This window comes from Ralstonia sp. 24A2 (assembly GCF_051783885.1).
Taxonomy (GTDB): Bacteria; Pseudomonadota; Gammaproteobacteria; order Burkholderiales; family Burkholderiaceae; genus Ralstonia.
In genome coordinates this window covers 2,291,778-2,316,627 of record NZ_JBPVZD010000002.1, presented here as the reverse complement: position 1 = coordinate 2,316,627, position 24,850 = coordinate 2,291,778, and the positions used below count along the sequence as shown (strand labels likewise).

The window sequence follows — 24,850 nt, the reverse complement described above, 5'->3', positions numbered from 1 at the left end:
TTATGCCTTGAGCGTCGGATAGCCGACCAAGTGCAGCGTAAAGCCCGTGGCATCGATGTCCAGCTCGGCCTGTGCGCCAATCGGCAGCGTCGCCTTGGTCGGGCAATGGCCGAACGGCAAGCCAGTCAGGACCGGAATCGGCAGCCGCGCGGCCAGGTAGTCGCACATGGGGCCGAAGTCGTAGCCAGCATCGTACGGCGTGGTGCGGTAGCCAGAAAAATCGCCGAGTACCAGCGCTTGCTGACGCTCCAGCACTCCGGCCTGCTGCAGTTGCAGCAGCATGCGCTCAACCCGGTATGGGTGTTCGTTGATGTCTTCAACGAAGAGGATGCCGCCGTCGATCTTGGGCAGATACGGTGTGCCGACCAGACTGCACAGCATAGCCAGATTGCCGCCCCACAGCGTGCCGGCAATACGCCCTGGGCGAGCTGTCGTCTGCGGAACATCCACGCGCAACGCGTAGTTTGGGTTGCGCAAGATGCCCCAGAAGTGCTCGACCATGTAGGCATCCACCTCGGGCAGCGCGAAATCCGAGCACAGGTGCGGCCCGGCAAAGGTCACGCCGCCCGTCGCGGCCAGATAGGCCAACGAAAACGCCGTGAAATCGCTATGGCCGACGATGATGGCGTCGGTGGCCAGTGCACGCTGATGGATCGCCGCAAAGTCGATGCGCTCCAGCAACCGCGTCAGCCCGTAACCGCCGCGGATGGCCATGGCGATCTCCTGACCGTTGCCGGTGCCGATCTGGTGCAGATCGGCCAGCCGTGCATCGTCGTCGCCGGCAAAGCGCTGGTGCTGGCGCGTGAGGCATTCCGTATTCACCAGATTGCAGCCCTGTGCCTGCAGCGCTGCAGCGCCGCGCTTGGCGAGCTCAGCATCGTTCGGGTAGCCGGAGGGAGCGATCAGGCGGACGGTGGTCGGCATGCGGTTAGTTAAGTTCAGGTCGGATCGGATTCGGTGGAGGCCAGCCGCGCCGCACGTTGGCTAGCGCGACGCTCGGCAAAGAAGGCGCGCAGCATGTCGCCGCATTCCTGCGCGAGCACGCTGCCGGTGATGGCGGTCTGGTGGTTCAGGCGCGTCTCGGCAAACAGGTCGAGGATGCTGCCGGCGGCGCCGGTCTTGGGGTCGGGCGCGCCGTACACGACACGTGCCACGCGGGCATGCAGCATGGCGCCGGCGCACATCACGCACGGCTCCAGCGTCACGAAGACTTCGCAGTCGGGCAGGCGGTAGTTGCCGAGTTTTTCGGCGGCCTGGCGCAGGGCGCGCATCTCAGCGTGGGCGGACGGGTCGTGCGTGCCGATCGGCGCGTTGTAGCCAACGCCGACGATCTCGTTGCCGCGCACCACGATCGCGCCCACCGGCACCTCGCCCTGCCCCCACGCGAACTTGGCCTGCACGAGCGCCTGCTGCATCCAGTAGCCGTCGCGCTCGTGGGCGGACATGTCGGCAGGCGGTGTGAGGACGTGGGGCGTGGTCATGCAGTTCGAGACGATCCGATCAATCCTGCTCGTGCGGGCGCGCGAGCTTCACGTCGGCCCAGCAGTTCGGGGTTTCGTACAGCACCAGCTTGGACAGGCGCAGATGGTGCCCGAACGTATTACGGAACACGGGTTCGAGAATATCGAACGCGACCTGCGCGAGATTCTCGACGGTGGGCACCTCGTTCAACACGACGGTCTTGTGACCACCTTCCATGCCGTTCAGGAATTCGACCAACTTCGTGTCGCCGCGATAGACCAGGAACGCGTGGTCCCACAGGTCGACGAGGTGCTTGTTGGCGAGCTGCTTGACGTCGCCGAAGTCGAGGATCATCCCGTCGTCGGCGGCCTTGTCGTTGTGCAGGACTTCGCCGGTGAGCGTGAGTTCGAGCTGGTAGCGATGGCCGTGCAGGTTGCGGCACTGGCCAGCGTGGCCGGGGATGCGGTGGCCGGCATCGAATTCGAGCCGGCGCGTGATGGAAACGGTCTTGGTCATGGAGCGCAAAGGACTGGGCGGCAGCGAACGCCGCGAAACAGCTGAGACGACTGGGACAAAATGCTGCGGCCCGCCTTAGCGGATGCCCAGCATCTTATGGGTTTGCAGCGACAGGCGCCAGCGCGGGCGGCGCTGGCACAGCTCAACGGCGAGCGCCGTATTCTGCCGCGCCAGCGGGCCATCCATGGCCTGCAGGAACAAATGCTGGAAATCCAGCCGTTCATATGCGTCCAGGTCCTGCCCGTCTTGCGGGATCACGACCTTCAGCTCATCGCCACGCGTGACGACCAGCTCCGAGCCCATCTTCGGGCTGACGCATACCCAGTCAATGCCGGGCGGGACGGCAATGGTGCCGTTGGTCTCGATGGCGATTTCGAAGCCGCGTGCGTGCAGGGCGTCGATCAGCGGGGCGTCCAGTTGCAGCAGCGGCTCGCCACCAGTGCAGATGACGAGCGGCTTGCCGCCCTTGGCGTCGGCTGGCCATTCGGCAGCGACGGTGTCGGCCAGGGCGTCTGCAGTGGTGTATTTGCCGCCTTGCGTGCCGTCCGTGCCGACGAAGTCGGTGTCACAGAACTGGCAGATGGCGGTGGCGCGATCGGCTTCGCGCCCGCTCCAGAGATTGCAGCCGGCAAAGCGGCAGAAGACGGCTGCGCGGCCAGTGTTGGCACCCTCGCCTTGCAGCGTGTAGAAGATTTCCTTGACGGCGTAAGTCATGTCTGAACGGTGGCATTCACAGGAAAACGACGCAAAAGCGACGCTTGTTCCCGCGCAAACCGTACCAGTGCCCACTAGTGATTAACCCGATATTGTTTCACAAATCGAGTTATTCCGCCGCCTTATCCGCAGAAGAACGCCAACGTCACAAAGGAGAACGCACTCTCCGGCGTCAACCACGCCGTAAAGATCAGCGCAGCGCCGGCCACCGCCAGCGTCCATGCCGCCCATCGTTTGAGTGACCTGATCATGCTGGCTGGGCCGCTGGCGAGCGCGCTAGTTGGCGGTCATCGATTGGCCAGTGCAGCAGCGCAGCCACTACGCCGAGCACCATCGCGCCCATCCAGATCGCATCGTAGGAATGCAGGCGGTCGTATACCACGCCACCCAGCCACACGCCCAGGAATGCACCGATCTGGTGGCCCAGGAACACGAAGCCGAACAGCGTGCCGATATAACGCACCCCAAACACCTGTGACAGCAGCCCGTTGGTGAGCGGCACCGTGCCCAGCCACAGCAACCCCATCACGACGGCAAATCCATACAGCGTGGCCGGAGACAGCGGCAGCAGAATAAACAGCGCAATCGCCGCCGTGCGGATCAGGTACAGCAACGACAGCAGATACTTGCGCCGGAACAGCCCACCCAGCGCGCCGCAGTAATACGTGCCGACAATGTTGGCGGCTGCGATGAGCGCCAGCGCAATCATGCCGTGGCGCGCCGTTAGCCCCTTGTCGAGCAGATACGCCGGCATATGCGCGCCAATGAAGGCGAGCTGGAAGCCGCACGTCAGGAAACCGAGGTTCAACAGCCAGAAACCCGGATGCGCGAAGGCCTCACGGATGGCGGCCCCCATGCTCTGGTGCGCCTCCTGCGCCACCGCGGTGGTGGCTTTCTCACGCAGCGGCGCGGCCAGCGGCAGAAACACCGCCATCACCACGGCCATGGCCACCAACGCCGTCACCCAGCCGACGTTGCTCAGCAGACCTTGTGCGGTCGGCACCATGATGAACTGGCCGACACCGCCCACCGCGCCCGCCACCCCCAGCGCCCAACTACGCCGCTCGGGCGGTGTGAGCCGGCTGATCGCGCCGTACACCACGCCAAATGACGTGCCCGACAGCCCAATCCCGATCAGTCCGCCTGCCGACAGCGTGAAGCCCAGCGGCGTGCCCGCATGCGCCATCAGCACCAAGCCCAGCGCATAGACGGCGATACCAGCCACCACCACTTTGGCCGCGCCATAGCGGTCCGCCAGCATGCCCGCAAACGGCTGCGCGGCGCCCCAGATCAGGTTCTGCAGCGCGATGGCCAAGCCGAAGGTTTCACGCGTCCAGCCGTGGTCCATCGTGACGGGCACCAAGAACAAGCCCTGCACGTGGCGGATACCCAGCGCCAGGCCGATCACCGCCCCACCAGCCAGCACCGGCAGCCAGGGCGATTGCGTCAGAGATTTCGATGTCATGGATGATTCTCCTGTGCGGCTGACATTCCCATCGCGCAAGTCAGGCTTTTCTGGAATGTCGCCAGATGGCTCATTAAACTGCCTGGAATGCCCGTTCTCAATTGATCTTTGAGAACGCTTCACATGAGAGAAACGCATGTCGACACCTTTGGTTCGATTGGCCTCGCTGGACTTGCTGCGCGGCTTCGTGGCGGTAGGCCGGCGCATGAGCATCACGCTGGCCGCCGATGACCTGTGCCTGACGCAGTCGGCCGTGAGCCGCCAGGTGTCGGTGCTGGAAGAGACGCTCGGCGTGAAGCTGCTGGTGCGCGGCCACCGCTCGATCGCCTTCACGCCCGAGGGCGAACGCCTGTTCCGCAGCGCCGACAGTGCCGTGCAGCAGTTGCAGGACGCCATCGGCGCCATTCGCGTGGCGGCCGAGCGCCGGCCGGTGACGATTACCGCCAGCATCGGCGTGACGGGCCTGTGGCTGCTGCCGCGCCTGGCACGCTTCCAGCAGCAGTACCCGGACATCGACGTGCGCGTGGCCACCAACAACCGCCTCATCGACCTAAAGAACGAGGGCATCGAGTTGGCCATCCGCTATTGCCCGCCGAGCGACGCCCCGCCCGGTGCAATCCGGCTGTTTGGCGAAACCGTGGTGCCGGTCGCCCACCCGTCGCTCGCCCTGCGCTCGCTCGATTCCGCCGACGCGCTGGCCGGCCAGACCCTGCTCGACTTCGACGACCGCGACCTGCGCCGCCCCTGGCTCCAATGGACCGACTGGCTGGCAGCCGCCGGGTGGAGCCACGCTAAGCCCCGCACCGTGCTGCGCTTCAACCAGCACGACCAGATCATCCACGCGGCCGTGGCAGGCCAAGGCATTGCGCTCGGGCGGCTGGAGTTGATTGCGCCGCTGCTGGCCGATGGCCGTCTGGTGACCGTCCCCACCACCGCCCCTGGCGTGCGCAACACGCATGCGTACTGGCTGATTCAGTCCGAGCCCAACCCGCGCCGTGACGTACGTGACGTGGCCGAATGGATTCGCGCTGAAGCCGCCGCCCAGGCTTCGCATGCGTCCAGCGCATCCGAACTTGCATGAAATGCGCTTGAGCGCACGCTGCTGCCAACGTGTAATGCAGCCAACGACACCCACGTTGGAGGCTGCATGGACACCCGCACCCGACCGCAAACGGTGGTTGGCGGCCTCAGCTACGTCAAGCCCGACGGCCCCTACCCCATCAACTACATGTACCCGCCGCCCGCCGGCGAGCCATGGCAGACCTGCGAATACGAACTGCGTGATGTCCGCATCGCCGACATGCGCACGGCGCAAGCGCCTGAACTGGAGCGCGAAGGCTTCATCCTTGCCGATGCGCCCACGCGCGTGACGGACTTTGGCGACGAAGACGCTATCCGCGCCATCTATTACGCAGAAGCGACTGAGCTTGCCCTTGCCGCGACCGGTGCACGCGGCGCCTATGTGTTCGACCATCTGGTCCGCCGACGCGACCCGAGCCGCCCCACCCTCACCTTCGGGCGCGAAGGCGACGGCGCGCCCTCCGCAGTCGGCCGCATCCACAACGACTACACCGAAACCTCCGGCCGCCTGCGCCTGGGCCGTGTGCTGACCGACCCGGCGCGGGCCGCCGCCATTGGACGCTACGGCATCATCAACATCTGGCGCTCGATCCGCGGGCCGGTGCTCGACACCCCGTTGGCGCTGTGCGATGCGCGCAGCGTGAATGTCGCCGACCTCGTCGCCGCTGAAATCCGCTACCCCACGCGCACCGGCGAGCTGTACCTCGCCACCCACAACCCGCGCCACCGCTGGTGGTACGCGTCGGCCATCGATCGGCACGAGGCACTGGTCTTCAAGCAGTACGACTCGCAGGTCAGTGGTGTGACGCGCTTCACGCCGCATGCCGCGTTCCTCCACCCCGATGCGCCGGCCGGCACGCCGCCGCGCGAGAGCATCGAAATCCGCTGCCTGGTGGTCTATGACTAAGCCCGCCCCCTACAACGCGACCTGGGAGACCATCGTGCCCACACCCACGATCGAGTTCTGGTTCGACTTCGCCAGCAACTACAGCTACCTGAGCGTGATGCGTATCGAGGCCGCTGCCACACGCCTGGGGGTACGCATCGCGTGGAAGCCGTTCCTGCTCGGGCCGATCTTCCAGTCGTTCGGCTGGAACAACTCGCCGTTCATGCTGCAGAAGGCCAAAGGCGACTACATGTGGGAGGACATCGCGCGCGAATGCCAGAAGATCGGCGTGCCGTGGACACGGCCCAGCACCTTCCCGAGTGCCTCCGTGCTGCCGCTGCGCGTGGCGCTGGTGGGTGCGGATCGAGCCTGGATCGGCGCGTTCTGCCAGCGCATCATGCTGCGCAACTTCGCGCAGGACCGCGATATCAACACACCCGACGCCGTGAGCGAAGAACTGACCGCACTGGGCCTGCCCGCCAAGGCGATCCTGGCCGAAGCCCAGTCCGACGCCAACAAGCAGCGCCTGCGCGAGCAGACACAGGCCGCGCAGATTCGTGGCATCTTTGGTGCGCCCACGTTCTTTGTCGGCGACGCGATGTTCTGGGGCAATGACCGCCTGGACGATGCGCTCGCCTGTGCCGCAGCATTGCAGTCCAATCCCCACCCACTCCACACCGGATAGTTCATGCCGACTCAGATCGCCCAAGCCGATAAAGCCCACACCTTCCGCGCACTGCACGAACGCAGTGGCACCTTCGTCATCCCCAATCCGTGGGACCCGGGCTCGGCCCGGCTGCTGGCGACGATGGGCTTCGAGGCGCTCACCAGCACCAGCGCGGGCTTCGCCTTCTCGCGCGGGCTGCCCGACTACGGCGTTGGCCGCGACCTCATCCTCGCGCACGTGGCCGACCTGGCCGCGGCAACCGACCTGCCGATGGCCGCCGACCTGGAAAACGGCTTTGGCGACGCCCCTGAAACCGTGGCCGAGACCATCCGCCTGGCGGGCGCCACCGGCATTGTGGGCGGCTCGATTGAAGACGCCACGGGCCGCGCCGATGCGCCCATCTATCCGTTGGAAGCCTCGGTCGAGCGCGTACGCGCCGCTGTGGAAGCCGCGCGCTCGCTGCCGTTTCCATTCACGCTCACCGCGCGCGCAGAAAACCATCTGCACGGCCGCAACGACCTGGCCGACACCATCCGCCGCCTGCAGGCCTTTCAGGATGCCGGCGCCGACGTGCTCTTCGCCCCCGGCCTGAAAACGCGTGAAGAGATCGCCACGGTGCTGCGCGAGATCGATCGCCCGCTCAACGTGATGACAGGCTTTGCCGATGGCAACTTGAGCGTGGCGGAGTTGAGCGAACTGGGCGTCAAGCGCATCAGCCTGGGCGCTGCATTGGCGCGTGCGGCACAAGGGGCGTTCCTGCGCGCGGCGGAAGAGTTGCGGACCAAGGGCACCTTCGACTTTGCGCGCGATGCCGCCAGCGGGGCCAAGCTCAACGGGCTGTTTGCGCCATTCGCCTGAGGCTGCCTGAAGCTCGCGGTTCTCACGTCAAGGCGATAAAGTGCACGGATCGCCTTGGAGTGAAACCACCCGTGCGCCCCATCCAAACGGCAGCCACGCGCGCCAGCGTTCTGCGCCAGATTCCGCCCGGCATCTGGGTGCTCGGCTTCGTCAGCCTGCTGATGGACATCGCCTCCGAGATGATCCACAGCCTGCTGCCGTTGTTCATGGTGTCAGTGCTGGGTGCCAGCGCGCTGACGGTCGGTGTGATAGAAGGCCTGGCCGAATCGACCGCGCTGATCGTCAAGATCTTCTCCGGCGCACTGAGCGACTATCTCGGCAAACGCAAGGGCCTGGCGGTATTCGGCTATGCGCTGGGCGCGCTCTCAAAGCCGCTGTTTGCGATCGCCCCCACCGCAGGTGTCGTATTGACGGCTCGCCTGTTGGACCGCATCGGCAAGGGCGTGCGCGGCGCGCCGCGTGATGCACTGGTCGCCGACATCACGCCATCCGCACTACGCGGCGCAGCGTTCGGGTTGCGGCAATCGCTCGATACCGTGGGGGCGTTTCTCGGGCCGCTTCTGGCGGTCGGGTTGATGCTGCTGTGGGCCAACAACTTCCGGGCCGTGTTCTGGGTGGCCGTCGTGCCAGGGCTGCTGTCGGTCGCGCTGCTGGCGTTTGGCCTGCGCGAGCCGGACGCCCGCGACGGCGCTCGGGGCACCAACCCAATCCGCCGCCACAACCTGAAACGGCTCAGCGGCGCGTACTGGTGGGTGGTGATGATCGGCGCGGTCTTCACGCTCGCGCGCTTTTCCGAAGCGTTTCTCGTGCTGCGTGCGCAGCAAGGCGGCATTCCTGTTGCTCTGGTGCCGTTGGTGATGGTGGCGATGAATGTGGTCTATGCGCTGGCGGCGTATCCATTCGGCAAGCTCTCAGACCGCATGAGCCATACGCTGCTGCTGGCGCTGGGGCTGGTTGTGCTGATCGCCGCGGATCTGGTGCTCGGCATGTCCGACCACTGGGGTGTGGTCATTGCAGGCGTGGCGCTGTGGGGCATCCACATGGGTATGACGCAGGGGTTGCTGGCAACCATGGTGGCCGATACCGCACCAGCCGACCTGCGTGGCACGGCTTATGGCGTGTTCAACCTGGTCAGCGGGCTGGCCATGCTCGTGGCCAGCGTCCTGGCGGGGCTGCTGTGGGACAAGCTCGGGGCGGCAGCCACGTTCCATGCGGGCGCGGTGTTCTGCGTGTTGGCGCTGGGTCTGCTGACCATGCGGCGCATCCATAGCGTGCGCACCAACTGACACCCTGCCTATTCGTCCGCTAGCGCTCGCAACGCATGCTCCTCGGTATTGGTATTGATCTGCACCCATAGCGGCAGGTGGTCTGAGAGCTGATACGTCATCGCCTGCTTGGTCAGGCGCGGGAACAGCGGCGTATGGTCGCCCTGGTAGAAGTCGAGCACGCCGCCCGCGTTGGTGAAGCTCTCGGGGTATTCCGGCATCTGCAGGATCTGGTCGTAGCGCTTGTTCTTCTCCAGGTTGCTGCCAAACGTGCCGCGCAGCAGCTTGTCCGGCACGCGCAGCCCGCGGGCGGTCAGCGCCTGGAACAGCGGACTCTTCTCGCTGGGGACATTGAAGTCGCCCATGACAAGCAGGTCTTTGCCGTCAGCGTCCTTCTCTTGCGCCTTGGCGTAGACCCAGTCGGCCAGCGCCTCGATTTCCGACAGGCGATCCCGCTCGCTGTTGCCCCAGCGAATGTGGGCGGAGATGCAGACGAAATCGAAGTTGCCGGAATGGAACGACACCATGTACGGCCGGCGCCACCAGGAAATCTCCGACAAATACTCCATGCCGCGCTTCGTGCGCGGCGGCTGCGCCTGCGCCGCCAGGCCAGTAAAGGCAACGGCGCGACGGTCATAGACATAGGCGATGCGCTCGCGGTTGCCGCCCGCATCGGTAATGGCATCGGAATAGACCGCGCGCCAATCGGGGCCGAGGATGTCGAGCACGCGCTTGAGGTCGCCCAGGTTGTCGCGCACCTCCTGCAGCCCGATCAGATCGAACTGCCGCAGAATCTCCGCGATGTAGTACAGCGCGGTCTTTGTGCGCGGTTTCCTGCCGAACTCGCGCACGTTCCAGGTGGCGATGTTGAGCGTCTCGTCCAGTTTGGAGGACGGGATCTTCGCCTGGACAATGCGTGCGCGCAGCTCCAGCAGGCCGCGTGCGATGTCAGTGGTGATGCCTTCGTAGTTCATGGGGGCTCCGTGCCTGAAAGCCCGCCACTCTAGTCATCGCACGCAGATTGCCCTATCAGACGACGCCCTGACGTGTGCGAAACCAATCGCTGAGGAAATCCAGCATCGCCCGCAATGCAGCAGGCATTTGCCTGCGCGAGCTGTACACGCCATGAATGCCGAGTGCCTGCGGCACATGCTCGGGCAGCAGGCGCACAAGCTGGCCGCTGGCAATGAGCGGCGCGGCAGCATAGACCGGCTGCAGCGCAATGCCTGCGCCCTCCCTGGCAGCGGCCAGCAGCGCCATCGATTCATTCGCACTCAGGTTTCCGCCGACGGGCACATCCGATGGCGCGCCGGTCTTCGCATCCGTGAACTTCCAAAGGCTCTTGCCGAAGTACGAGTACGTCAGGCAGTTGTGCACGGCCAGTTCCTCTACCCGGCGTGGCATGCCGTGCGCCGCCAAGTACGAGGGTGCGGCCACCACCACCGATTCGCACATGCCCAGCGGCCGCGCGATCAGGTTGGGGTCAAGATCGTTGGTGATGCGCACGGCCAGGTCGATGCGCTCTTCCACCAGGTTGATCGTACGGTTGTCGACCACCAGGTCGATGGCGGTTTGCGGATAGCGCCGCAAGTACGCCGTGACCGCCGCGCTCAGCACCTCCTGCGCGAGCGACTGTGCGCAGGCGATGCGCAACAGGCCGCGCGGCGTCTCCGCTTCCGGGCCGTCCGCCACGGCCATCTGCGCGGCAATCTCCAGCATCTGGCGGCAGCGTGCCAGCGTCGCCTCGCCGGCGGGTGTCAGGCCGATGCGGCGCGTGGTCCGGTGCAGCAGGCGCGCGCCGGACCAATCCTCCATCTGCGCCAGATAGCGCGTGACCATGGCGCGCGACATGTCGAGCCCTTCAGCGGCGGCGCTCAGGCTGCCGCGCTCGACAATGGCCACGAACACCTCAGCGGCAATGATCCGGTCCATATTTGATCGATTGACGAAACAAATATGCGCATCTTAGGTGGTTTTTCGATCGAATCAAGCAACCTACAGTAACGACATTGCCATCACACCTCACTTGCCCAGGAGCACCCGATGACCTTGATCCGCACCCTGCTTGCCGCCGGCCTTGTCAGCGCCGGCCTCGTTGCCCATGCCGCCGCCCCGGCGCCGCTGCACCTGGAGGTGTACAACCCCGGCGACAAGGGTGTCTTCCCCGTGTCGTCGGAAATCATCACGGGTGCGCACGACGCCATCCTGATCGACGCGCAGTTCCAGCGCAGTGATGCGCAAGCGCTCGTGCAGAAGATCAAGGCCAGCGGCAAGACGCTCACCACCGTCTACATCAGCCAGAGCGACCCGGATTACTACTTCGGGCTGGACGTCATCCGGGCCGCCTTCCCGAAGGCAAAGATCGTGGCCACGCCGCAAACCGTGGCGGCCATCCAGGCGTCGATGAACGGCAAGCTCGCCTACTGGGGCCCGATCCTGAAAGACAACGCCCCCAAGGCGCTCGTGCTGCCCGACGTACTGCACGCCGATCACCTCACGCTGGAAGGCCGCACGATCGAGATCAAGGGCTTGAACGGCCCAGACGCCGCACGCACGTACTTGTGGATCCCATCGCTCAAGACGGTGGCAGGCGGCGTGGTGGTCAACCACGGCGACCACGTATGGGTGGCCGACACGCAAACGCGCGAATCGCGCCTGGGCTGGCTCCAGACGCTCGATAACATCACCGCGCTCAAGCCGACGACGGTGGTGCCCGGCCACTTCACAGGACCGGTGCCCACGGGATTGGAAGCAGTACGCTTTACGTCGGACTACCTGAAGACCTTTGAAGTGGAAGCCGCCCGCGCCAACAACTCAGCGGAATTGATCAGGGCGATGAAAGCGGCCTACCCATCGCTGCCTGGCGATGCATCGCTGGAATTGAGCGCCAAGGTCATCAAGGGCGAAATGAAGTGGCCGCAGTAACCAAGGATTGTTCATGACGACGTTGCATTACATCTTCGACCCGCTGTGCGGCTGGTGCTACGGCGCCGCGCCGCTGGTGGATGCCGCCCGCACGGTGCCGGGCCTGACCGTCGCCTTTCATGGCGGCGGCATGCTGGCCGGCGCAAATCGGCGCATGGTCACGCCGCAATGGCGCGACTATGTCATGCCGCACGACCACCGTATCGCCGAGATGTCCGGCCAGCCATTCGGCAAACGGTACTTTGACGGCCTGCTGCGTGATACCAGCGCGGTGATGGATTCGGAGCCGCCCATCACCGCGGTGCTGGCGGCTGAAGCGATTGGCGGGCGCGGGCTGGACATGATCCACCGCGTCCAACGCGCGCACTACGAAGAAGGCCGACGGATTGCTGATCTGCCCGTGCTGCGCGAGCTGGCCCTCGAATTGGGCCTATCACCTGAGGCGTTCGATGCGGAATATGCGCGGCAGGCCGGCGCACTTACGCAGCAGCACATTGCGGCAAGCCGGCAGTGGCTGGATCGCGTGGGTGGTCAGGGTTTCCCGACGTTTGCACTGGAAGACGCGGAGGGCCGCCTGGGCACGATCGACATCGGCCCGTGGCTTGGCCGCCCGGAGCAATGGGCGCAGGCCCTTGCACAGCATATCGGTGCACCGGCGCCAGCAAGTGAGGCGGACGGCCCGGTTTGCGGACCGGATGGCTGTGCGTAACCGGGTGAAGAACGGCGCGAAGCTCAGCCCTTGAGTGCCCAGCGGCCAAGCTCGTCGTACCGCGTCTTGCCGAGCCAGCTATGGATGAGGACGAACTCGCGCACCGTCCAGGTGACGGGTTCGACCGGCTTGGGCGCAAAGCCGCCGCGGTCGTACAACAGCGTGATGTGCGGCTTGAAATGCCCAAGCGGCATGGGCAGGCCGGCATGCTGCAAGGCCTCGCCCAGCGCCGACTGAAACGCCATCAGATCAGCAGCACCCTCACCGCCCAGCAGCACGAAGGGCCGATGGTCGCGTCGGCCATGAAAACTCACCACCTGGTCGAAGGTGACATCAAAGGCCGGCAAGGCAAGCCGCTCGGCAGCCTGGCGCGTTCGCGCAACCAGATCCTCCGGCGGCTGCTGAACAAAATCGCCTAGGTGATACAGCGTGATATGCAAGCGCTCCGGGCGTAGCGCCTTCCCCTTGAAACCCACTACCGGCCGCAACTGCTCGACCAATCGTGCAATGCGCTCTGCGGTACCGGCATCGGGCTTGATCGCCAGAAACAGGCGGTGTGCGGGCAATTGCGGCGTGGCTTCGAATCCGGGAAGGGTGAGTTGGGTCACAGCGCGGGTGTCAGGTGTGGAGCATCAAGACCTCCATTATCGACAAGCGCATGACGTCTTGCGCATTGCTCCAAAAAACAACGCCCGGCGGGCGGACCCGTCGGGCGTTGTTTCATGTGATGCAGCGATCGATCAGATGTCGAAGAACACCGTTTCCGCACCGCCATCGGGCGTGTCCTGCAGGCGCACGTCAAAGGTGTAGACCACCTCGCCATTGCGCTCGGCGCGCTGGGCAATCAGCGTCTTGCGGCGCACTTCCCACTCAATGCCATTGAGTACCGGATCAGCACCGTTGGCGGTGGCCTCATCCGCAAAGTACACGCGCGTATGCAAGCCCAGGTTGATGCCGCGTGCAAACAGCACCATGCAGATATGCGGCGCCTGCTCGGTATTGCCGCGTCCGGCCACGGCACCGGGCTTGATGGTTTCCAAGCGGTAGACGCCTGTGTCGAAATCCGCGCCCGTGCGACCCCAGCCGCGGAAAGACGCGTCGACAGGCTTGTCCTGGCGGTCGGCCGGGTGGGCGTACTTGCCATCGGCATTGGCCTGCCAGATTTCGATCAGCACGTCGCGCACGAGCGAGCCGGAACCGTCAAACACGCGCCCTTCCAGCGCGATGCGCTCGCCGCGCGTGGCGGGCGTGGTCAGCACATGGCCGAATTCCTTCTCGTAGATGTCGAAGCCGGCCTGGCGCGGTGCGAGCCCGATATGCACGTAGGGGCCGCCCGTCTGCGAGGCCGTCTCATTGAAATGTGCGAAAGGCGGCGTTGTCGTCATGGCCGTTGCCTGCGCACGTTCGAGCGAGGCATGAAGCGTGGTCGTCGTCATCACTTGGCTCCTTGCAGGGCGTTTTCGAAATGCGTGGCGCGGCGGCCACGCAGCGTGATGTCGAAACGGTAGCTGCGCGCATCGAGCGGTACGTGGTTGGCCGTATCGAGCAGCGCGATCAGACCGCGCACCTGCTCTTCACTGGGGATGGTCTTGATGATCGGACACTGCGCGATCATCGGATCACCCTCGAAGTACATCTGCGTGATGAGGCGCTGCGCCCAACCATCGCCGGAGAGTGAATAGTGGATGTGCGACGGGCGCCAGTCGTTGATGCGGTTGCGCCACGGATACGGCCCCGGCTTGATGGTGCGATAGACGTAGTAGCCGTTGGCGTCCGTCAGCATGCGGCCGCAGCCGCCGAAGTTCGGATCGATCGGCGCGATGTATTGATCTTTCTTGTGGCGATAGCGGCCACCGGCGTTGGCCTGCCACACCTCCACCAGCGCATTCGGCACCGGGCGGCCGAATTCGTCGCGCACATAGCCGTGGACGATGATGCGCTCGCCAATCGGCAGGCCGTCTTTGGCGTAGTTGAGGATGAGGTCGTTGTCGAGCGCGCCGAGGTCGTCCGGGTGGAACACCGGCGCGGTTATCTCCGACAGCGTGTTGAGCGTGGAGATGAGCGCATTGCGCGGCGAGCGCAGCACGCTGGTCTTGTACACGGGGGTGAGCGCGGGCGGGTGCTGGGCGGTATCGCGCTGGGCGAACTCGCCGGTGCCGGAAAGCGGCAGGGTCATGGGGCGTCTCCGTTGGAATCTGTGGGGATGACTCGAGTTGGACTATATGGCCGCCGAAAAGTGAAGTAAATTGACTTCTGATCGAAAAATAGATAACCCCAAGTTATGGATAACCCAGCCCTACTCGGTGACCTGCCCTCGCGTATCCGCTTCCGTCATCTGAGCTGTTTTGTCGCCATCGCGCAGGAGCGCAACCTGCGGCGTGCGGCTGAGCGGCTGCACCTGAGCCAGCCGGCGGTCTCAAAAACACTGAGCGAACTGGAAGCGCTGGCCGGTGTGCAACTGGTCGAGCGTGGCCGGCAAGGTGCGCGGCTCACGGCGGCCGGCGAGCAGTTCTTGCGACATGCCGTGGGCGTGACGCAGGCACTGGAGTCGGCCACCGCTGCACTGGTGGGTTCGGGCGAAGCCTCCGCACCTGTCGTGCACGTGGGCGCCTTGCCGACGGTGGCAAGCGGTCTGCTTCCCCAGGCGATTGCCGCGCTGCATGCGCAGCGCCCGCATGCCGGCCTACGCCTGCGCACCGGCACCAATGCCGAACTGCTGGCAGCGCTCAAGGCGGGTGAACTCGATTTCGTGGTCGGCCGCATGGCCGAGCCGACCATGATGCAGGGGTTATCGTTCGAACTGCTGTACGCAGAAGCGCTTGCGCTGGTCGTGCGGCCGCAGCATCCGCTGGCCTCGTCTGGAAACGGCGCGATATCGCTGCAGGCGGTGCTCGACTATCCGCTGGTGATTGCCACGCCCGGCACCGTGCCACGTCATCACACCGACGCTCTGTTCCAGACCCACGGCCTGCGGCTGCCGGCGGGTGTGACGGAAACGCTGTCGGTGTCGGTCGCACGGCTGCTGGCCCGCCGCTCCGATGCGATATGGATCACGCCGGAGCGTGCCGCCCAGGATGACTTGTCACAAGGCTGGCTCACACGCCTCAACCTGCCGACACCCGGCACCGGGGAGCCTGTTGGCCTGCTGCGCCGCAGCGCCGCCACGCCCACCGAGTTGGCCGATGCTTTCATGGATACCCTCCGGGCGCTTGCGCATGCGGCTCCGGAAAAAACGCGCTGAAGCTATAACGTTAGTCGACGGATGGGCTGCGGCCTTCAGAATTCAAGTAATTAAATGACGATCTCATTGGCTGTCAAAAATATTAAATACAAATAACTTGATTGAAATCCGTTTTAAACGAAACCAAACCGCCAATCAATTTTATTGAAAACAGACCAAAGAAAATATCACCAATCACCTGAACGGCCTATGCAACATTGGTCATCATCCCTGCCGGGCAGCCGACGCCCATCAACACATTCATCGAAAAATCAATGAGTTGCTCACGCGCACGGCCTTTCAACCTCCTCTTATATTGCTTACCCGCCGTTCAAAGAATGGCAATTTTCCAGGGGTAAGTGCGTCGATCTAATAATGATTAGTTCGAGAAAGCGAGGCGCGGCATTTTCTGAAAAATATAATGACCCGACCAAGTGCATTCATGCCTTGGCACCCAGACTCCAAGACAACCCCATTTAATGAGGCGAAACAATGACGCAACAATCTCTTGCTGAACGCGTGCACGCAACGGAAAGCCAGGCAAAAGAGGCATTGGCTGTCAACGACTGGACGAAGTACGACGGAGAACGGGTTACAGGCAGCAACTCCTCGCCGGTCTACCTGGTCTTGCATGGCCAACTGCGCTGGATCCCCAACCCGGCCACGTACACCAACCTGTTCGCCTCGTGGGACGGCATCATCGTGAGCGACTACCTGGTCGACAACATCCCGCGCGGGCCGGCGCTGACCAACGGCGCCGTGCTGGCCAAGGGCAGCAGCGCAGCGACCTACCTTGTCACCAACGGACAGAAGCTGTGGATCCCCAACCCCGAGACCTTCAACAAGTTCGCCTTCAACTCGAACAAGGTCGTGACGGTGCCGGATGTCGTCATCGACTTCATCCCGACCGGGCCGAACGTGGGCTGACGCATCCCAGCGGGCAAGCGAAAGCGCCCCGTTGAGCGTTTCAAAAAAAATGCCGACCACAACAAGGTCGGCATTTTTCTTTTGGCGCGGAGATCAGCGATGCATCAGCTCGGGCTCGTCGCCGTCATCAAACACGCTTCGATCGGTCTGCCCCAGCAACTGGCTGGTGATCGTACCGGCGGTCATCGAGCCGTTGACGTTGAGTGCTGTACGGCCCATGTCGATCAGCGGCTCGATGGAGATCAGCAGCGCCACCAGCGTCACCGGCAGGCCCATGGCCGGCAGGACAATCAGCGCGGCAAAGGTGGCCCCGCCGCCTACGCCCGCCACGCCCACTGAGCTGAGGGTGACGATCGCGACCAGCGTTGCGATCCACACCGGATCAAACGGGTTGATGCCGACCGTGGGCGCCACCATCACGGCCAGCATGGCGGGATACAAGCCCGCGCAGCCGTTCTGGCCAATGGTGGTGCCAAACGATGCCGCAAAACTGGCAATCGACTCCGGCACGCCGATGCGCCGTGTCTGCGCTTCGATGCTCAGTGGAATGGTGGCAGCGCTCGACCGGCTCGTGAACGCAAAAGACAGCGCCGGCCACACCTTGCGGAAGAAGCGAATCGGATTGATGCCGTTGACCGTCAGCAGCACGGCATGCACGCCAAACATGATCGCCAGGCCAAGGTACGAGGCCACCACAAAGCCACCGAGCTTGATGATGTCCTGCACGTTGGACACGGCCACCACGTTGGTCATCAGCGCCAGCACACCGTACGGGGTCAGGCGAATGACGAGTCGCACGAGCTTCATGACCCAGGCCTGCGCGGTATCGATCGCGGTCAGCACGCGCTCGCCCTTCACCGCGTCATCCTTGAGCAGATTCAGTGCAGCCACACCCAGGAATGCGGCAAAGATCACCACGCCGATGATCGACGTCGGCTTGGCGCCGGTCAGTTCTGCAAACGGGTTCTTCGGAAGGAAGGACTGCAGCAGTTGCGGAACCGTAAGGTCCGCCACCTTGCCGACGTAGTTGTCCTGAATGGCGGTCAACCGAGCGGTTTCCTGCGCGCCTTGCACCAGGCCCTGCGCGGTCAGGCCAAACAGATTGGTGACGAACACCCCGACCAGCGCAGAAATCAGCGTCGTGAGCAGCAGCGTGCCGATCGTCAGCACGCTGATCTTGCCCAGCGACGCTGTGCTGTTGAGCTTGGCCACCGAATTGAGCACGGAGACCAGCACCAGCGGCATGACGATCATCTGCAGCAACTGGATATAGCCGCCTCCGACGATGCTGAACCACGCAATCGATTGCTTGAGCGTTGCGCTGTCGTCGCCGTAGATCAGGTGCAATACCAGACCGAACACGATACCCAGCACCATGCCCAGCAGCACGCGTTTCGCCAGGCTCCAGCTCGCGTTGACGCGGCCCAGAGCGATCAGGATGGCGACGAAAGTCGCGATATTCAGTAAGAGCGGAACGTTCATTTTCCCTTTGCGTTGCAAGCCGCGATCGAAATCGAGCCGGCATCTTACGCCAGATGCGCAAAGGGCGTCGGGGCACCGGCCGCATCAAAAACATGCATGACCGATGCGCCGCAACGTCCGCAACTGCCCTAGCCTGGCTGCGCTCCTCGTCCTGCTTGCTCTACGCGTAGTGACGAAAACTGCCCATGCGTGACCGCGCGCAGCAGCCACTCCACCGGGCCGTACGCAAAATGCCGCAGCCACCACCGGCTGATGACCGTTTGCACCGCAAAGATCGCAAACGCGATCAACAGCGTGTCCAGCGGACTGACCCGGCCCATCATGCGGAACCCATACGCCAGAAAGATCACCGAACACACCAGCGACTGCATCAGGTAATTGGACAGCGCCATCCGCCCGGCCGGCGCCAGCACGCGCAGCCACCACTGCCCCCAGCGGCTGCGGAACAGCAACTGCATCCCGCCGATATACGCGGCGGTCAACAACGGCGCTGTCAGCAGGCTCAACGACAAGCCCAGCAGATCCCACGGCGTGCCGGCCAGCCGCGTCGTGCCATAGGCATACGCCACGCCTGCGGGCAGGCCCACACAAGCACCGGCAATCAGCCATTGTTTGAACAGCGTGGCTGTGCCTGCGGTTGGCGACTTGGCCGAGAACAAGCCACGCCGGCCCGCAATACACCCCATCAGGAACATCGCCAGCGCGGTCGGTGCCTGCATCAGGACCGTCACAACCCACACGCCCTTGAGCTCTTCCACGTGCTGGGCGATGACGCCCGAGGGTGTACTGCGGAATGCCGTGAGCGCCGAGGTGATCTCCGCCAGCGTCCTTGAATCGCGTGTTGCGTCGACATCAAGCACGGAAAGAACGCCGACGATGGCCCACACCGTCGCCGTGCCCACAATCAGGCCGACGGCCAGCCTGGCTAGCTTCTTGTCTGCCAGATTGCGCAACATCAGCAGCACAGCGCCCACCACCGCATACGTGGTGAGGATGTCGCCGTGATACAGCAGCACGCCATGCAACAGCCCCAGAACCCAAAGCCCGGCAAGCCGCCGCAGCATGCGTGGCACGAACGCCTTGCCGTCGCGCTCGGCCGACTGCATCTGTAGCGTGAAGCTGTAGCCGAACAGGAACGAGAACAGCAGGTAGAACTTCCACTCGAACAGCAAGGCGATCCCAACCATCACCGCCTGGCTGACGCGGCTCTGCGCCATCGGATCGGGTACACCGGTGCCGTAGTATGGCGTTGCAAAGGCGATGATATTGACGACCAGGATGCCCAGCAGGGCAAAACCGCGCAGCGCGTCAAGGCTCGATTGACGCTCGATTGAAGATAGGGCCATGACGGATTCCGACAAGACAGCTTGAACGGAAGGCAGCATATTCCGCATGTTGGCGTGCTGCCTTGTGGCCCACTGACTGTGCACACCACGCGCTCAGCCGGCTGCAAGGGTGTTGCCCTGCGGGGCCAAGTCATCCAAGCGTTACCGCACGCACGATCAGGAGCACGCCCGCTGCTGCGGCAAGGGCACCGATGACGCGCGACACGCCCTCACCGCCAGGCACCAAACGCTCAAGCGTGACGGCCACGGTCACCACCGCCATCGCGCGCAGGTCCATGACCCCGGCAACGAACAGGATCGCCATCAACCCTGCGCAGGCGCCACAGCAATGCAGACCGAGTCGCACACCGTGTCGCCAGGCCGCGCCTGTATCGACGTGCAACGCGCAACGGGCCGGCGCCCCGCGGCAACATGCAAGCTGATGCGCTTTCCACGCAGAGAACTGAAGCACACCGGCCCCGAGGACAACGCTGCCCGCCAGCGAGGGGATGGCACGCGCCAGCATCGGCCAACGCATCTCCAGCGCAACCAGTGCGGCACCAAACGCAAACGCCACCATGCCAAACGCAGCCCACACCGCAAAGTAGCCAAGGCCTGCCAAGGTGGTCAGCACACCCAGACGACGCACCTCACCTGTTGCGCGCACGGTGTGCCGATACCCCTGCAGCATCGGCACCAGAGACGGCAGCATCATCGCCACCATCATCACGACCCACATGCCGAGAAACCCTGCGGCGGTACCTAGCCATGTCTGCCCGCACATCGGCATCCACGCCATCGACAGCGTCCAGCCGCCAGGCATCGGCATCTCGCCCATGCCCGACATCGATGTGCACCGCGCGACTGTCGCCGCCGTGCTGGCCACGAAGAGCAGTGCCGAGACGCCAAGGAAATCGCGCTCGGACGCTGCAGGCGCGCGTGATAGTTCAACGCTGCGCGTACTCATCATGGCGACGCCACCAGACACCCGCCTCATTACGCCCAAGTGGCGCGCGATCCAGCCACTGGTACGCGCCCCAGAGGCCATCCAGCCCACGCGCATAGGTGGAGTACGTGTGGTACACGGCGCCATCCTCCAGCACAAAGGCGCTCATGCCGGGCCGGTCACGTACGTAGGTGGGTGCATCGGTACCGCACATGGCTGCGAACTGCTGCACGGGTTCAGGCAGATCCGATGCATCCATCACATGGCTGCCGCGCACGTAGTTGTAGTCAGCCGTGCCGGCGCGCTGCTGCGCTTCGGAAATCGAGACGTTGAAGTCGTAGTTGAAATCACTGTCGACCGACGATACCCATGGGAAAGTCCAGCCCATGCGCTGCTTGTAGGCCTGCAGCTTCTCCAGCGGTGCACGCGACACGGCCAGCAGCATCACGTCATGATTCGCCAGATGGGTCGCGAAGCCATTGAACCCATCCGCAATCATCGAGCACGACGGGCAACCGGCCTTGTAGTCAGGCCCGAACATGAAGTGATAGGCCAGCAGTTGCGAGCGCCCGCGAAACAGGTCCGCCAGCGACGCGCTGCCGGTTTCGGTTTCAAAGCGGTAATTCTTGTCGACGCGAACCCACGGCAGCGCCTGGCGTTGGCGTGCGAGTTCGTCGCTGCGGCGGGTCAATTCCTTCTCCGCTGCCAGCAGCTCAAGACGTGCCTTTAGCCACGCTTGCCGCGTCGCGGTGGCATGTTGGGTGATGTGTGTTGTGGTCATGCTTGCCTCCATATCGGTGGACAGTTCGGATGGAAATTCGGGTGGAAACGCGTGTGCTAGATTAGGCGCCGACACCAAACGGAGGGAGTGACAAGTGTGGCGGGATTCAGATGGACTCGCTGATCACCGCAGCCGCACGCGCGCTTGCGGCAGGTGACCCCTTTGGGGCGTTGAACCGCGTCGCCTTGCGCGACGACCCGCCGGCACTCGCGCTGCGTGGTATCGCCATGGCACAGCTTGGCGACCTCACCCGCGCAAGAACGCTACTGCGCAGTGCCGCGCGCGCCTTCGGCTCAAGAGAAGCACTGGCCCGCGCACGCTGCGTGGTCGCTGAAGCAGAGATCGCACTCGCTTCCCGAGACCTTGGGTGGCCTGAGAAAACACTCGACGCAGCGCGTGTCACGCTCGAAGCGCACGGTGATCACGTCAACGCCGCGCATGCGCGCTACCTCCACATTCGGCGCCTTCTCCTGATCGGCCGGCTGGACGATGCCGAGCGCATGCTGGAGGGGCAGAACCCTGCCACCCTGCCCCCTGTACTGCGGGCCGCGCACGAACTGGTCATCGCTGGCATTGCGCTGCGCCGCCTGCAAACGGTGCCAGCACGTGCGGCGCTTGCGCATGCCGAGCGCGCGGCGCGCCAAGCCGGTATTGCCGCATTGACGGCAGAAGTCGAAAGCGCTGCCATCGCCTTGCGTGCACCCGCTGCCCGCCTGATCTCGCACGGTGAGGAGCGCATCCTCCGGCTCGAAGATGTGGAAGCGCTGTTCGCGTCAAAAACGCTCGTTGTGGATGCATGCCGCCTTGCCGTGCGCGAGACCGACACCGTTGTCTCGCTCGCCACACGCCCGGTACTGTTCACCCTCGCCCGCGCACTGGCTGAAGCCTGGCCGGCAGACGTACCAAGAGACACGCTCATCGCCCAGGCATTCCGCACCAAGCACGCCGACGAATCGCATCGCGTGCGCCTGCGCGTGGAGATCGGGCGGCTGCGCACGGCACTCGGCGACCTGGCAACCGTGAGTGCAACCAAGCGCGGATTCGCCCTGCAGCCACGGCGCGCACGCGAGATCGTCATGCTGGCGCAACCCGTTGAAGCGCCGCATGCCGCCGTGCTCGCGTGTCTGGCGGATGGGGAATCGTGGTCCAGCTCCGCACTGGCGCTCGCGCTCGGCAGCAGCCAGCGCACCGTGCAGCGCTCGCTCGATGCCCTGGCGACGGCCGGCAAGGTGCAGTTCTTCGGGCATGGGCGCGCGCGTCGCTGGATGACGCCACCGGTGCCCGGATTCGCGACCACCTTGTTACTCCCCGCGCCGCTGCCGAGTGACTAGGATGAAGACTCCACAACCGAATCCACAGGACACGAAGATGAAACGATCCGCCGCCGAAATCGTGCGCGAATATGGCCCGTTTCCGGGGGCCGACAACGTAGGTGGCGTGACGTACGATGGTCAGCATGTCTGGTTTGCCGCTGGCGGCCATGTGCAGGAGGTTGACCCAGCCAGCGGCGAAGCACTGCGTGCGATTGACGTGCCCGCGCATGCCGGCACCGCCTTCGATGGGCGGCACCTGTTCCAGATCGCTGAAGACCGCATCCACAAGATCGACCCGCAAACGGGCAAAGTGCTCGCCACCATTCCTGCACCGGGCGCTGGCGGTGACTCCGGGCTCGCCTGGGCTGAAGGCACGCTCTGGGTGGGCCACTATCGCGACAGGAAGATCCGCCAGATCGACCCTGACACCGGCGCCGTGCTGCGCACCATCGAGTCGAACCGCTTCGTGACCGGCGTCAGCTGGGTTGACGGCGAACTCTGGCACGCCACCTGGGAAGGCGACACGAGCGATATCCGACACATTGATCCGCACACGGGCGAAGTGCTGGAGCAGATCGACATGCCAACAGGTGTGGTTGTATCGGGGCTTGAATCGGACGGCGCCGACCAGTTCTTCTGCGGCGGCGGCACCAGCGGGAAGATTCGAGCCGTACGCCGCCCTGGAAAAGCCTCGACGGCACCGGCCGATAGCACCGCCGAATAGCCCAGGCAGACGCCCCAGAATGAAGCCCGCCATCACGCGGGCATTTTTCTTTGTTGCGCGCCTGCGTATTTGAAAGCCTCATAACATTCCGACGCAGCACTCCTTGTACGATGGCCGCGCCCGCAGTCGTATTTCAGGAGAGACACGATGCCCTACGACGGAAACCGCGCCGCCAACTACGCCGACAGCCACGTGCAACCGAACAGCACCGGAAACTGCGCCAAGTACGTGCGCAAGGCGATTGAATGGGGTGGCGCAACGCTTGGGCGGACCCACTACGCCAAAGACTACGGCCCCGTCCTCGAAGAAGCCGGCTTTCACACCGTGCTGACCGCCCCGCGCAAGGGCGACATCGTCGTCATCCAGCCGGCACCGGGTCATCCGTCCGGGCACATGGCGATCTATAACGGCACGGTATGGGTGTCCGATTTCACGCAAAACGCTGGCGAGCAGGGTTTCTACCCCGGACCGGCCTATCGGACCGCACAGCCCGCCTACAAAATCTATCGCCACGACGACTGAGGTCCGCTATGAAGACACGACTTTCCAGGGCGCTGGCATGGCTGGTTCTGGCAATCGGCCTGCTCGGCATGCAGGCCGTCATGGCACAACAGGGCAAGGCCGCCACGCCCGAAGCCGATACAAAGGCGTTCTACGCGTGGTACATCAAGCTGCAAGCCAAATCGGTCTACCCGCTCACGGACAACGGCATCTACACCTACGTTGCGAAAGACACGGTGGACCGCCTGCGCGAAGCCTACCGCCGCAATGAGTTGCCTGGCGACGCCGACTACTTCATGAAAGTCCAGGACTACGACGAGAAGGACTGGACCGAGCACACCGTGGCCCGCGCTCCGATCCTGCTGGAGGGTGTTGCCGTGGTACCGGTCACGTTCGGCTCGAAAGACAAGGTGAGCGTGCTCGTCTTTCTGCGCAAGCTGGACGACGGGTGGAAAATTACCAAGGTAGAGGACACGCTGGACTTCCAGTAGCGCCCGCTGCACACGTCAAAAAGCCCGCGTTGCTGCGGGCTTTTTTGTGTTCCGGAAGTGGTGGATCATCCTCATTCCACCGCATCAAACAATACAGTTTAACTGCACAGTTAAACTGTATTCATGCTACGCTTGGCACATGGCCAAGCAACCCCTACCTACCGAACCTTCCCCGCCAGCCACACTGGCGGGTGATCTGCGCATTGCCCTGGGAAAACTATCCCGACGGTTGCGCGAACAAGTGCATCCGAACGATCTCACCCACGCACAAAAGTCGGTTCTCCTGCGCCTGGACCGTAACGGCCCCGCCACGGTTTCGGCACTTGCCCGTGCGGAGAGCGTGAAGCCGCAGTCCATGCGCGTCACCGTTGCAGGACTGGAAGGGATAGGAGCGGTTGCCGGCAAGCCGGACCCGACGGATGGGCGGCAGACACTGATCGAGCTGACGCCCGGCTTCCGCAAAGTGCTTAAGGAAAGCCGCGCCGCCAAGGACGATTGGCTCTTCCGTGCACTCCAAGCCCAACTGTCCGCCCAGGAACAAGCCGAACTGGCCAGCGCCATCAAGCTGCTGCAACGGCTTGCCGAATTCTGAAC

At 64.1% G+C, this 24,850-nt stretch carries 28 protein-coding genes; 14 read left to right on the top strand and 14 right to left on the bottom strand.

Features of this window, described 5'->3' with window-relative positions; genetic code table 11:
* From ldcA to ACS13N_RS15655, 5 genes are all read right to left on the bottom strand, one after another.
* Positions 1 to 924, bottom strand: a complete 924-nt coding sequence (ldcA, locus tag ACS13N_RS15675; RefSeq protein ID WP_438932486.1) for a muramoyltetrapeptide carboxypeptidase — start codon at positions 922 to 924, stop codon at positions 1 to 3.
* A gap of 14 nt (positions 925 to 938) precedes the next feature.
* The gene (tadA, locus tag ACS13N_RS15670) at positions 939 to 1,481 is read right to left on the bottom strand and encodes a tRNA adenosine(34) deaminase TadA (protein ID WP_438932485.1); all 543 of its coding nucleotides are present in this window, start codon (positions 1,479 to 1,481) and stop codon (positions 939 to 941) included.
* A 19-nt stretch (positions 1,482 to 1,500) separates the two neighbouring features.
* Complete coding sequence (gene queD / locus ACS13N_RS15665) at positions 1,501 to 1,977, bottom strand: 6-carboxytetrahydropterin synthase QueD (RefSeq protein WP_438932484.1); 477 nt, start codon at positions 1,975 to 1,977, stop codon at positions 1,501 to 1,503.
* 75 nt (positions 1,978 to 2,052) lie between these two features.
* Positions 2,053 to 2,691, bottom strand: a complete 639-nt coding sequence (gene queE / locus ACS13N_RS15660) for a 7-carboxy-7-deazaguanine synthase (RefSeq protein ID WP_438932483.1) — start codon at positions 2,689 to 2,691, stop codon at positions 2,053 to 2,055.
* A 247-nt stretch (positions 2,692 to 2,938) separates the two neighbouring features.
* Positions 2,939 to 4,156 carry an MFS transporter gene (locus tag ACS13N_RS15655; protein WP_438932482.1) on the bottom strand — a complete coding sequence of 406 codons (1,218 nt, stop codon included), beginning with the start codon at positions 4,154 to 4,156 and terminating at the stop codon, positions 2,939 to 2,941.
* Between the two features lie 136 nt (positions 4,157 to 4,292).
* Between ACS13N_RS15655 and ACS13N_RS15650 the strand changes: the two genes are divergently transcribed.
* The 5 genes from ACS13N_RS15650 (at position 4,293) to ACS13N_RS15630 (ending at position 8,933) form a co-directional block, all read left to right on the top strand.
* The gene (locus ACS13N_RS15650) at positions 4,293 to 5,237 is read left to right on the top strand and encodes a LysR substrate-binding domain-containing protein (RefSeq protein WP_438932481.1); all 945 of its coding nucleotides are present in this window, start codon (positions 4,293 to 4,295) and stop codon (positions 5,235 to 5,237) included.
* A gap of 66 nt (positions 5,238 to 5,303) precedes the next feature.
* A complete protein-coding gene (locus ACS13N_RS15645; protein WP_438932480.1) occupies positions 5,304 to 6,143 on the top strand; it encodes a CmcJ/NvfI family oxidoreductase in 840 nt (279 codons plus the stop codon).
* On the top strand, positions 6,136 to 6,807 hold the full coding sequence (locus ACS13N_RS15640; protein ID WP_438932479.1) for a 2-hydroxychromene-2-carboxylate isomerase: 672 nt from the start codon (positions 6,136 to 6,138) through the stop codon (positions 6,805 to 6,807). The genes ACS13N_RS15645 and ACS13N_RS15640 overlap by 8 nt, the downstream gene beginning before the upstream one ends.
* A gap of 3 nt (positions 6,808 to 6,810) precedes the next feature.
* The gene (locus ACS13N_RS15635; protein ID WP_438932478.1) at positions 6,811 to 7,647 is read left to right on the top strand and encodes an isocitrate lyase/PEP mutase family protein; all 837 of its coding nucleotides are present in this window, start codon (positions 6,811 to 6,813) and stop codon (positions 7,645 to 7,647) included.
* Positions 7,648 to 7,718: 71 nt separating this feature from the next.
* Positions 7,719 to 8,933, top strand: coding sequence for an MFS transporter (locus tag ACS13N_RS15630; RefSeq protein ID WP_438932477.1), 1,215 nt, complete (start codon positions 7,719 to 7,721; stop codon positions 8,931 to 8,933).
* A gap of 8 nt (positions 8,934 to 8,941) precedes the next feature.
* Here the strand turns inward: ACS13N_RS15630 and ACS13N_RS15625 are convergent, their stop codons facing one another.
* On the bottom strand, positions 8,942 to 9,886 hold the full coding sequence (locus ACS13N_RS15625) for an endonuclease/exonuclease/phosphatase family protein (protein WP_438932476.1): 945 nt from the start codon (positions 9,884 to 9,886) through the stop codon (positions 8,942 to 8,944).
* Between the two features lie 55 nt (positions 9,887 to 9,941).
* Positions 9,942 to 10,844, bottom strand: a complete 903-nt coding sequence (locus ACS13N_RS15620; protein WP_438932475.1) for a LysR family transcriptional regulator — start codon at positions 10,842 to 10,844, stop codon at positions 9,942 to 9,944.
* Positions 10,845 to 10,955: 111 nt separating this feature from the next.
* On the opposite strand from ACS13N_RS15620, the gene ACS13N_RS15615 reads away from it, so the two are divergent.
* Both ACS13N_RS15615 and ACS13N_RS15610 read left to right on the top strand, forming a co-directional pair.
* Positions 10,956 to 11,837: an MBL fold metallo-hydrolase gene (locus ACS13N_RS15615; protein ID WP_438932474.1), complete on the top strand. Its 882-nt coding sequence runs from the start codon at positions 10,956 to 10,958 to the stop codon at positions 11,835 to 11,837.
* Between the two features lie 13 nt (positions 11,838 to 11,850).
* Positions 11,851 to 12,546, top strand: coding sequence for a DsbA family protein (locus ACS13N_RS15610; RefSeq protein WP_438932473.1), 696 nt, complete (start codon positions 11,851 to 11,853; stop codon positions 12,544 to 12,546).
* Positions 12,547 to 12,569: 23 nt separating this feature from the next.
* On the opposite strand, the gene thpR is transcribed toward ACS13N_RS15610, so the two are convergent.
* The 3 genes from thpR to pcaH form a co-directional block, all read right to left on the bottom strand.
* Complete coding sequence (gene thpR, locus ACS13N_RS15605; protein ID WP_438932472.1) at positions 12,570 to 13,154, bottom strand: RNA 2',3'-cyclic phosphodiesterase; 585 nt, start codon at positions 13,152 to 13,154, stop codon at positions 12,570 to 12,572.
* A 132-nt stretch (positions 13,155 to 13,286) separates the two neighbouring features.
* Entirely contained in the window at positions 13,287 to 13,982 is a 696-nt protein-coding gene (gene pcaG / locus ACS13N_RS15600; RefSeq protein ID WP_438932471.1) for a protocatechuate 3,4-dioxygenase subunit alpha, read from the bottom strand.
* On the bottom strand, positions 13,982 to 14,722 hold the full coding sequence (gene pcaH / locus ACS13N_RS15595) for a protocatechuate 3,4-dioxygenase subunit beta (protein WP_438932470.1): 741 nt from the start codon (positions 14,720 to 14,722) through the stop codon (positions 13,982 to 13,984). Before pcaH ends, pcaG begins: the two co-directional genes overlap by 1 nt.
* Before the next feature lie 105 nt (positions 14,723 to 14,827).
* Between pcaH and pcaQ the strand changes: the two genes are divergently transcribed.
* Entirely contained in the window at positions 14,828 to 15,787 is a 960-nt protein-coding gene (gene pcaQ / locus ACS13N_RS15590; protein ID WP_438932469.1) for a pca operon transcription factor PcaQ, read from the top strand.
* Positions 15,788 to 16,258: 471 nt separating this feature from the next.
* Positions 16,259 to 16,693: a hypothetical protein gene (locus tag ACS13N_RS15585; protein WP_438932468.1), complete on the top strand. Its 435-nt coding sequence runs from the start codon at positions 16,259 to 16,261 to the stop codon at positions 16,691 to 16,693.
* A gap of 93 nt (positions 16,694 to 16,786) precedes the next feature.
* Here ACS13N_RS15585 and ACS13N_RS15580 read toward each other — a convergent pair whose 3' ends face one another.
* The 4 genes from ACS13N_RS15580 to ACS13N_RS15565 all read right to left on the bottom strand — a co-directional run bounded on the left by ACS13N_RS15580 (position 16,787) and on the right by ACS13N_RS15565 (position 21,227).
* Positions 16,787 to 18,175, bottom strand: a complete 1,389-nt coding sequence (locus ACS13N_RS15580; protein WP_438932467.1) for an L-cystine transporter — start codon at positions 18,173 to 18,175, stop codon at positions 16,787 to 16,789.
* Between the two features lie 128 nt (positions 18,176 to 18,303).
* Entirely contained in the window at positions 18,304 to 19,521 is a 1,218-nt protein-coding gene (locus ACS13N_RS15575; RefSeq protein WP_438932466.1) for a DUF418 domain-containing protein, read from the bottom strand.
* Positions 19,522 to 19,651: 130 nt separating this feature from the next.
* A complete protein-coding gene (locus tag ACS13N_RS15570; protein WP_438932869.1) occupies positions 19,652 to 20,467 on the bottom strand; it encodes a DUF2182 domain-containing protein in 816 nt (271 codons plus the stop codon).
* Positions 20,448 to 21,227, bottom strand: coding sequence for a DUF899 domain-containing protein (locus tag ACS13N_RS15565; RefSeq protein WP_438932465.1), 780 nt, complete (start codon positions 21,225 to 21,227; stop codon positions 20,448 to 20,450). Before ACS13N_RS15565 ends, ACS13N_RS15570 begins: the two co-directional genes overlap by 20 nt.
* A 110-nt stretch (positions 21,228 to 21,337) precedes the next feature.
* On the opposite strand from ACS13N_RS15565, the gene ACS13N_RS15560 reads away from it, so the two are divergent.
* From ACS13N_RS15560 to ACS13N_RS15540, 5 genes are all read left to right on the top strand, one after another.
* Positions 21,338 to 22,558, top strand: a complete 1,221-nt coding sequence (locus tag ACS13N_RS15560; protein ID WP_438932464.1) for a helix-turn-helix domain-containing protein — start codon at positions 21,338 to 21,340, stop codon at positions 22,556 to 22,558.
* Between the two features lie 37 nt (positions 22,559 to 22,595).
* The gene (locus tag ACS13N_RS15555) at positions 22,596 to 23,264 is read left to right on the top strand and encodes a Vgb family protein (protein WP_438932463.1); all 669 of its coding nucleotides are present in this window, start codon (positions 22,596 to 22,598) and stop codon (positions 23,262 to 23,264) included.
* A 147-nt stretch (positions 23,265 to 23,411) separates the two neighbouring features.
* Positions 23,412 to 23,786 carry a CHAP domain-containing protein gene (locus ACS13N_RS15550; RefSeq protein WP_438932462.1) on the top strand — a complete coding sequence of 125 codons (375 nt, stop codon included), beginning with the start codon at positions 23,412 to 23,414 and terminating at the stop codon, positions 23,784 to 23,786.
* Positions 23,787 to 23,794: 8 nt separating this feature from the next.
* The gene (locus ACS13N_RS15545) at positions 23,795 to 24,256 is read left to right on the top strand and encodes a DUF3828 domain-containing protein (RefSeq protein WP_438932461.1); all 462 of its coding nucleotides are present in this window, start codon (positions 23,795 to 23,797) and stop codon (positions 24,254 to 24,256) included.
* 139 nt (positions 24,257 to 24,395) lie between these two features.
* Positions 24,396 to 24,848, top strand: a complete 453-nt coding sequence (locus ACS13N_RS15540) for a MarR family winged helix-turn-helix transcriptional regulator (protein WP_438932460.1) — start codon at positions 24,396 to 24,398, stop codon at positions 24,846 to 24,848.
* The last annotated feature ends 2 nt before the right edge of the window (positions 24,849 to 24,850 follow it).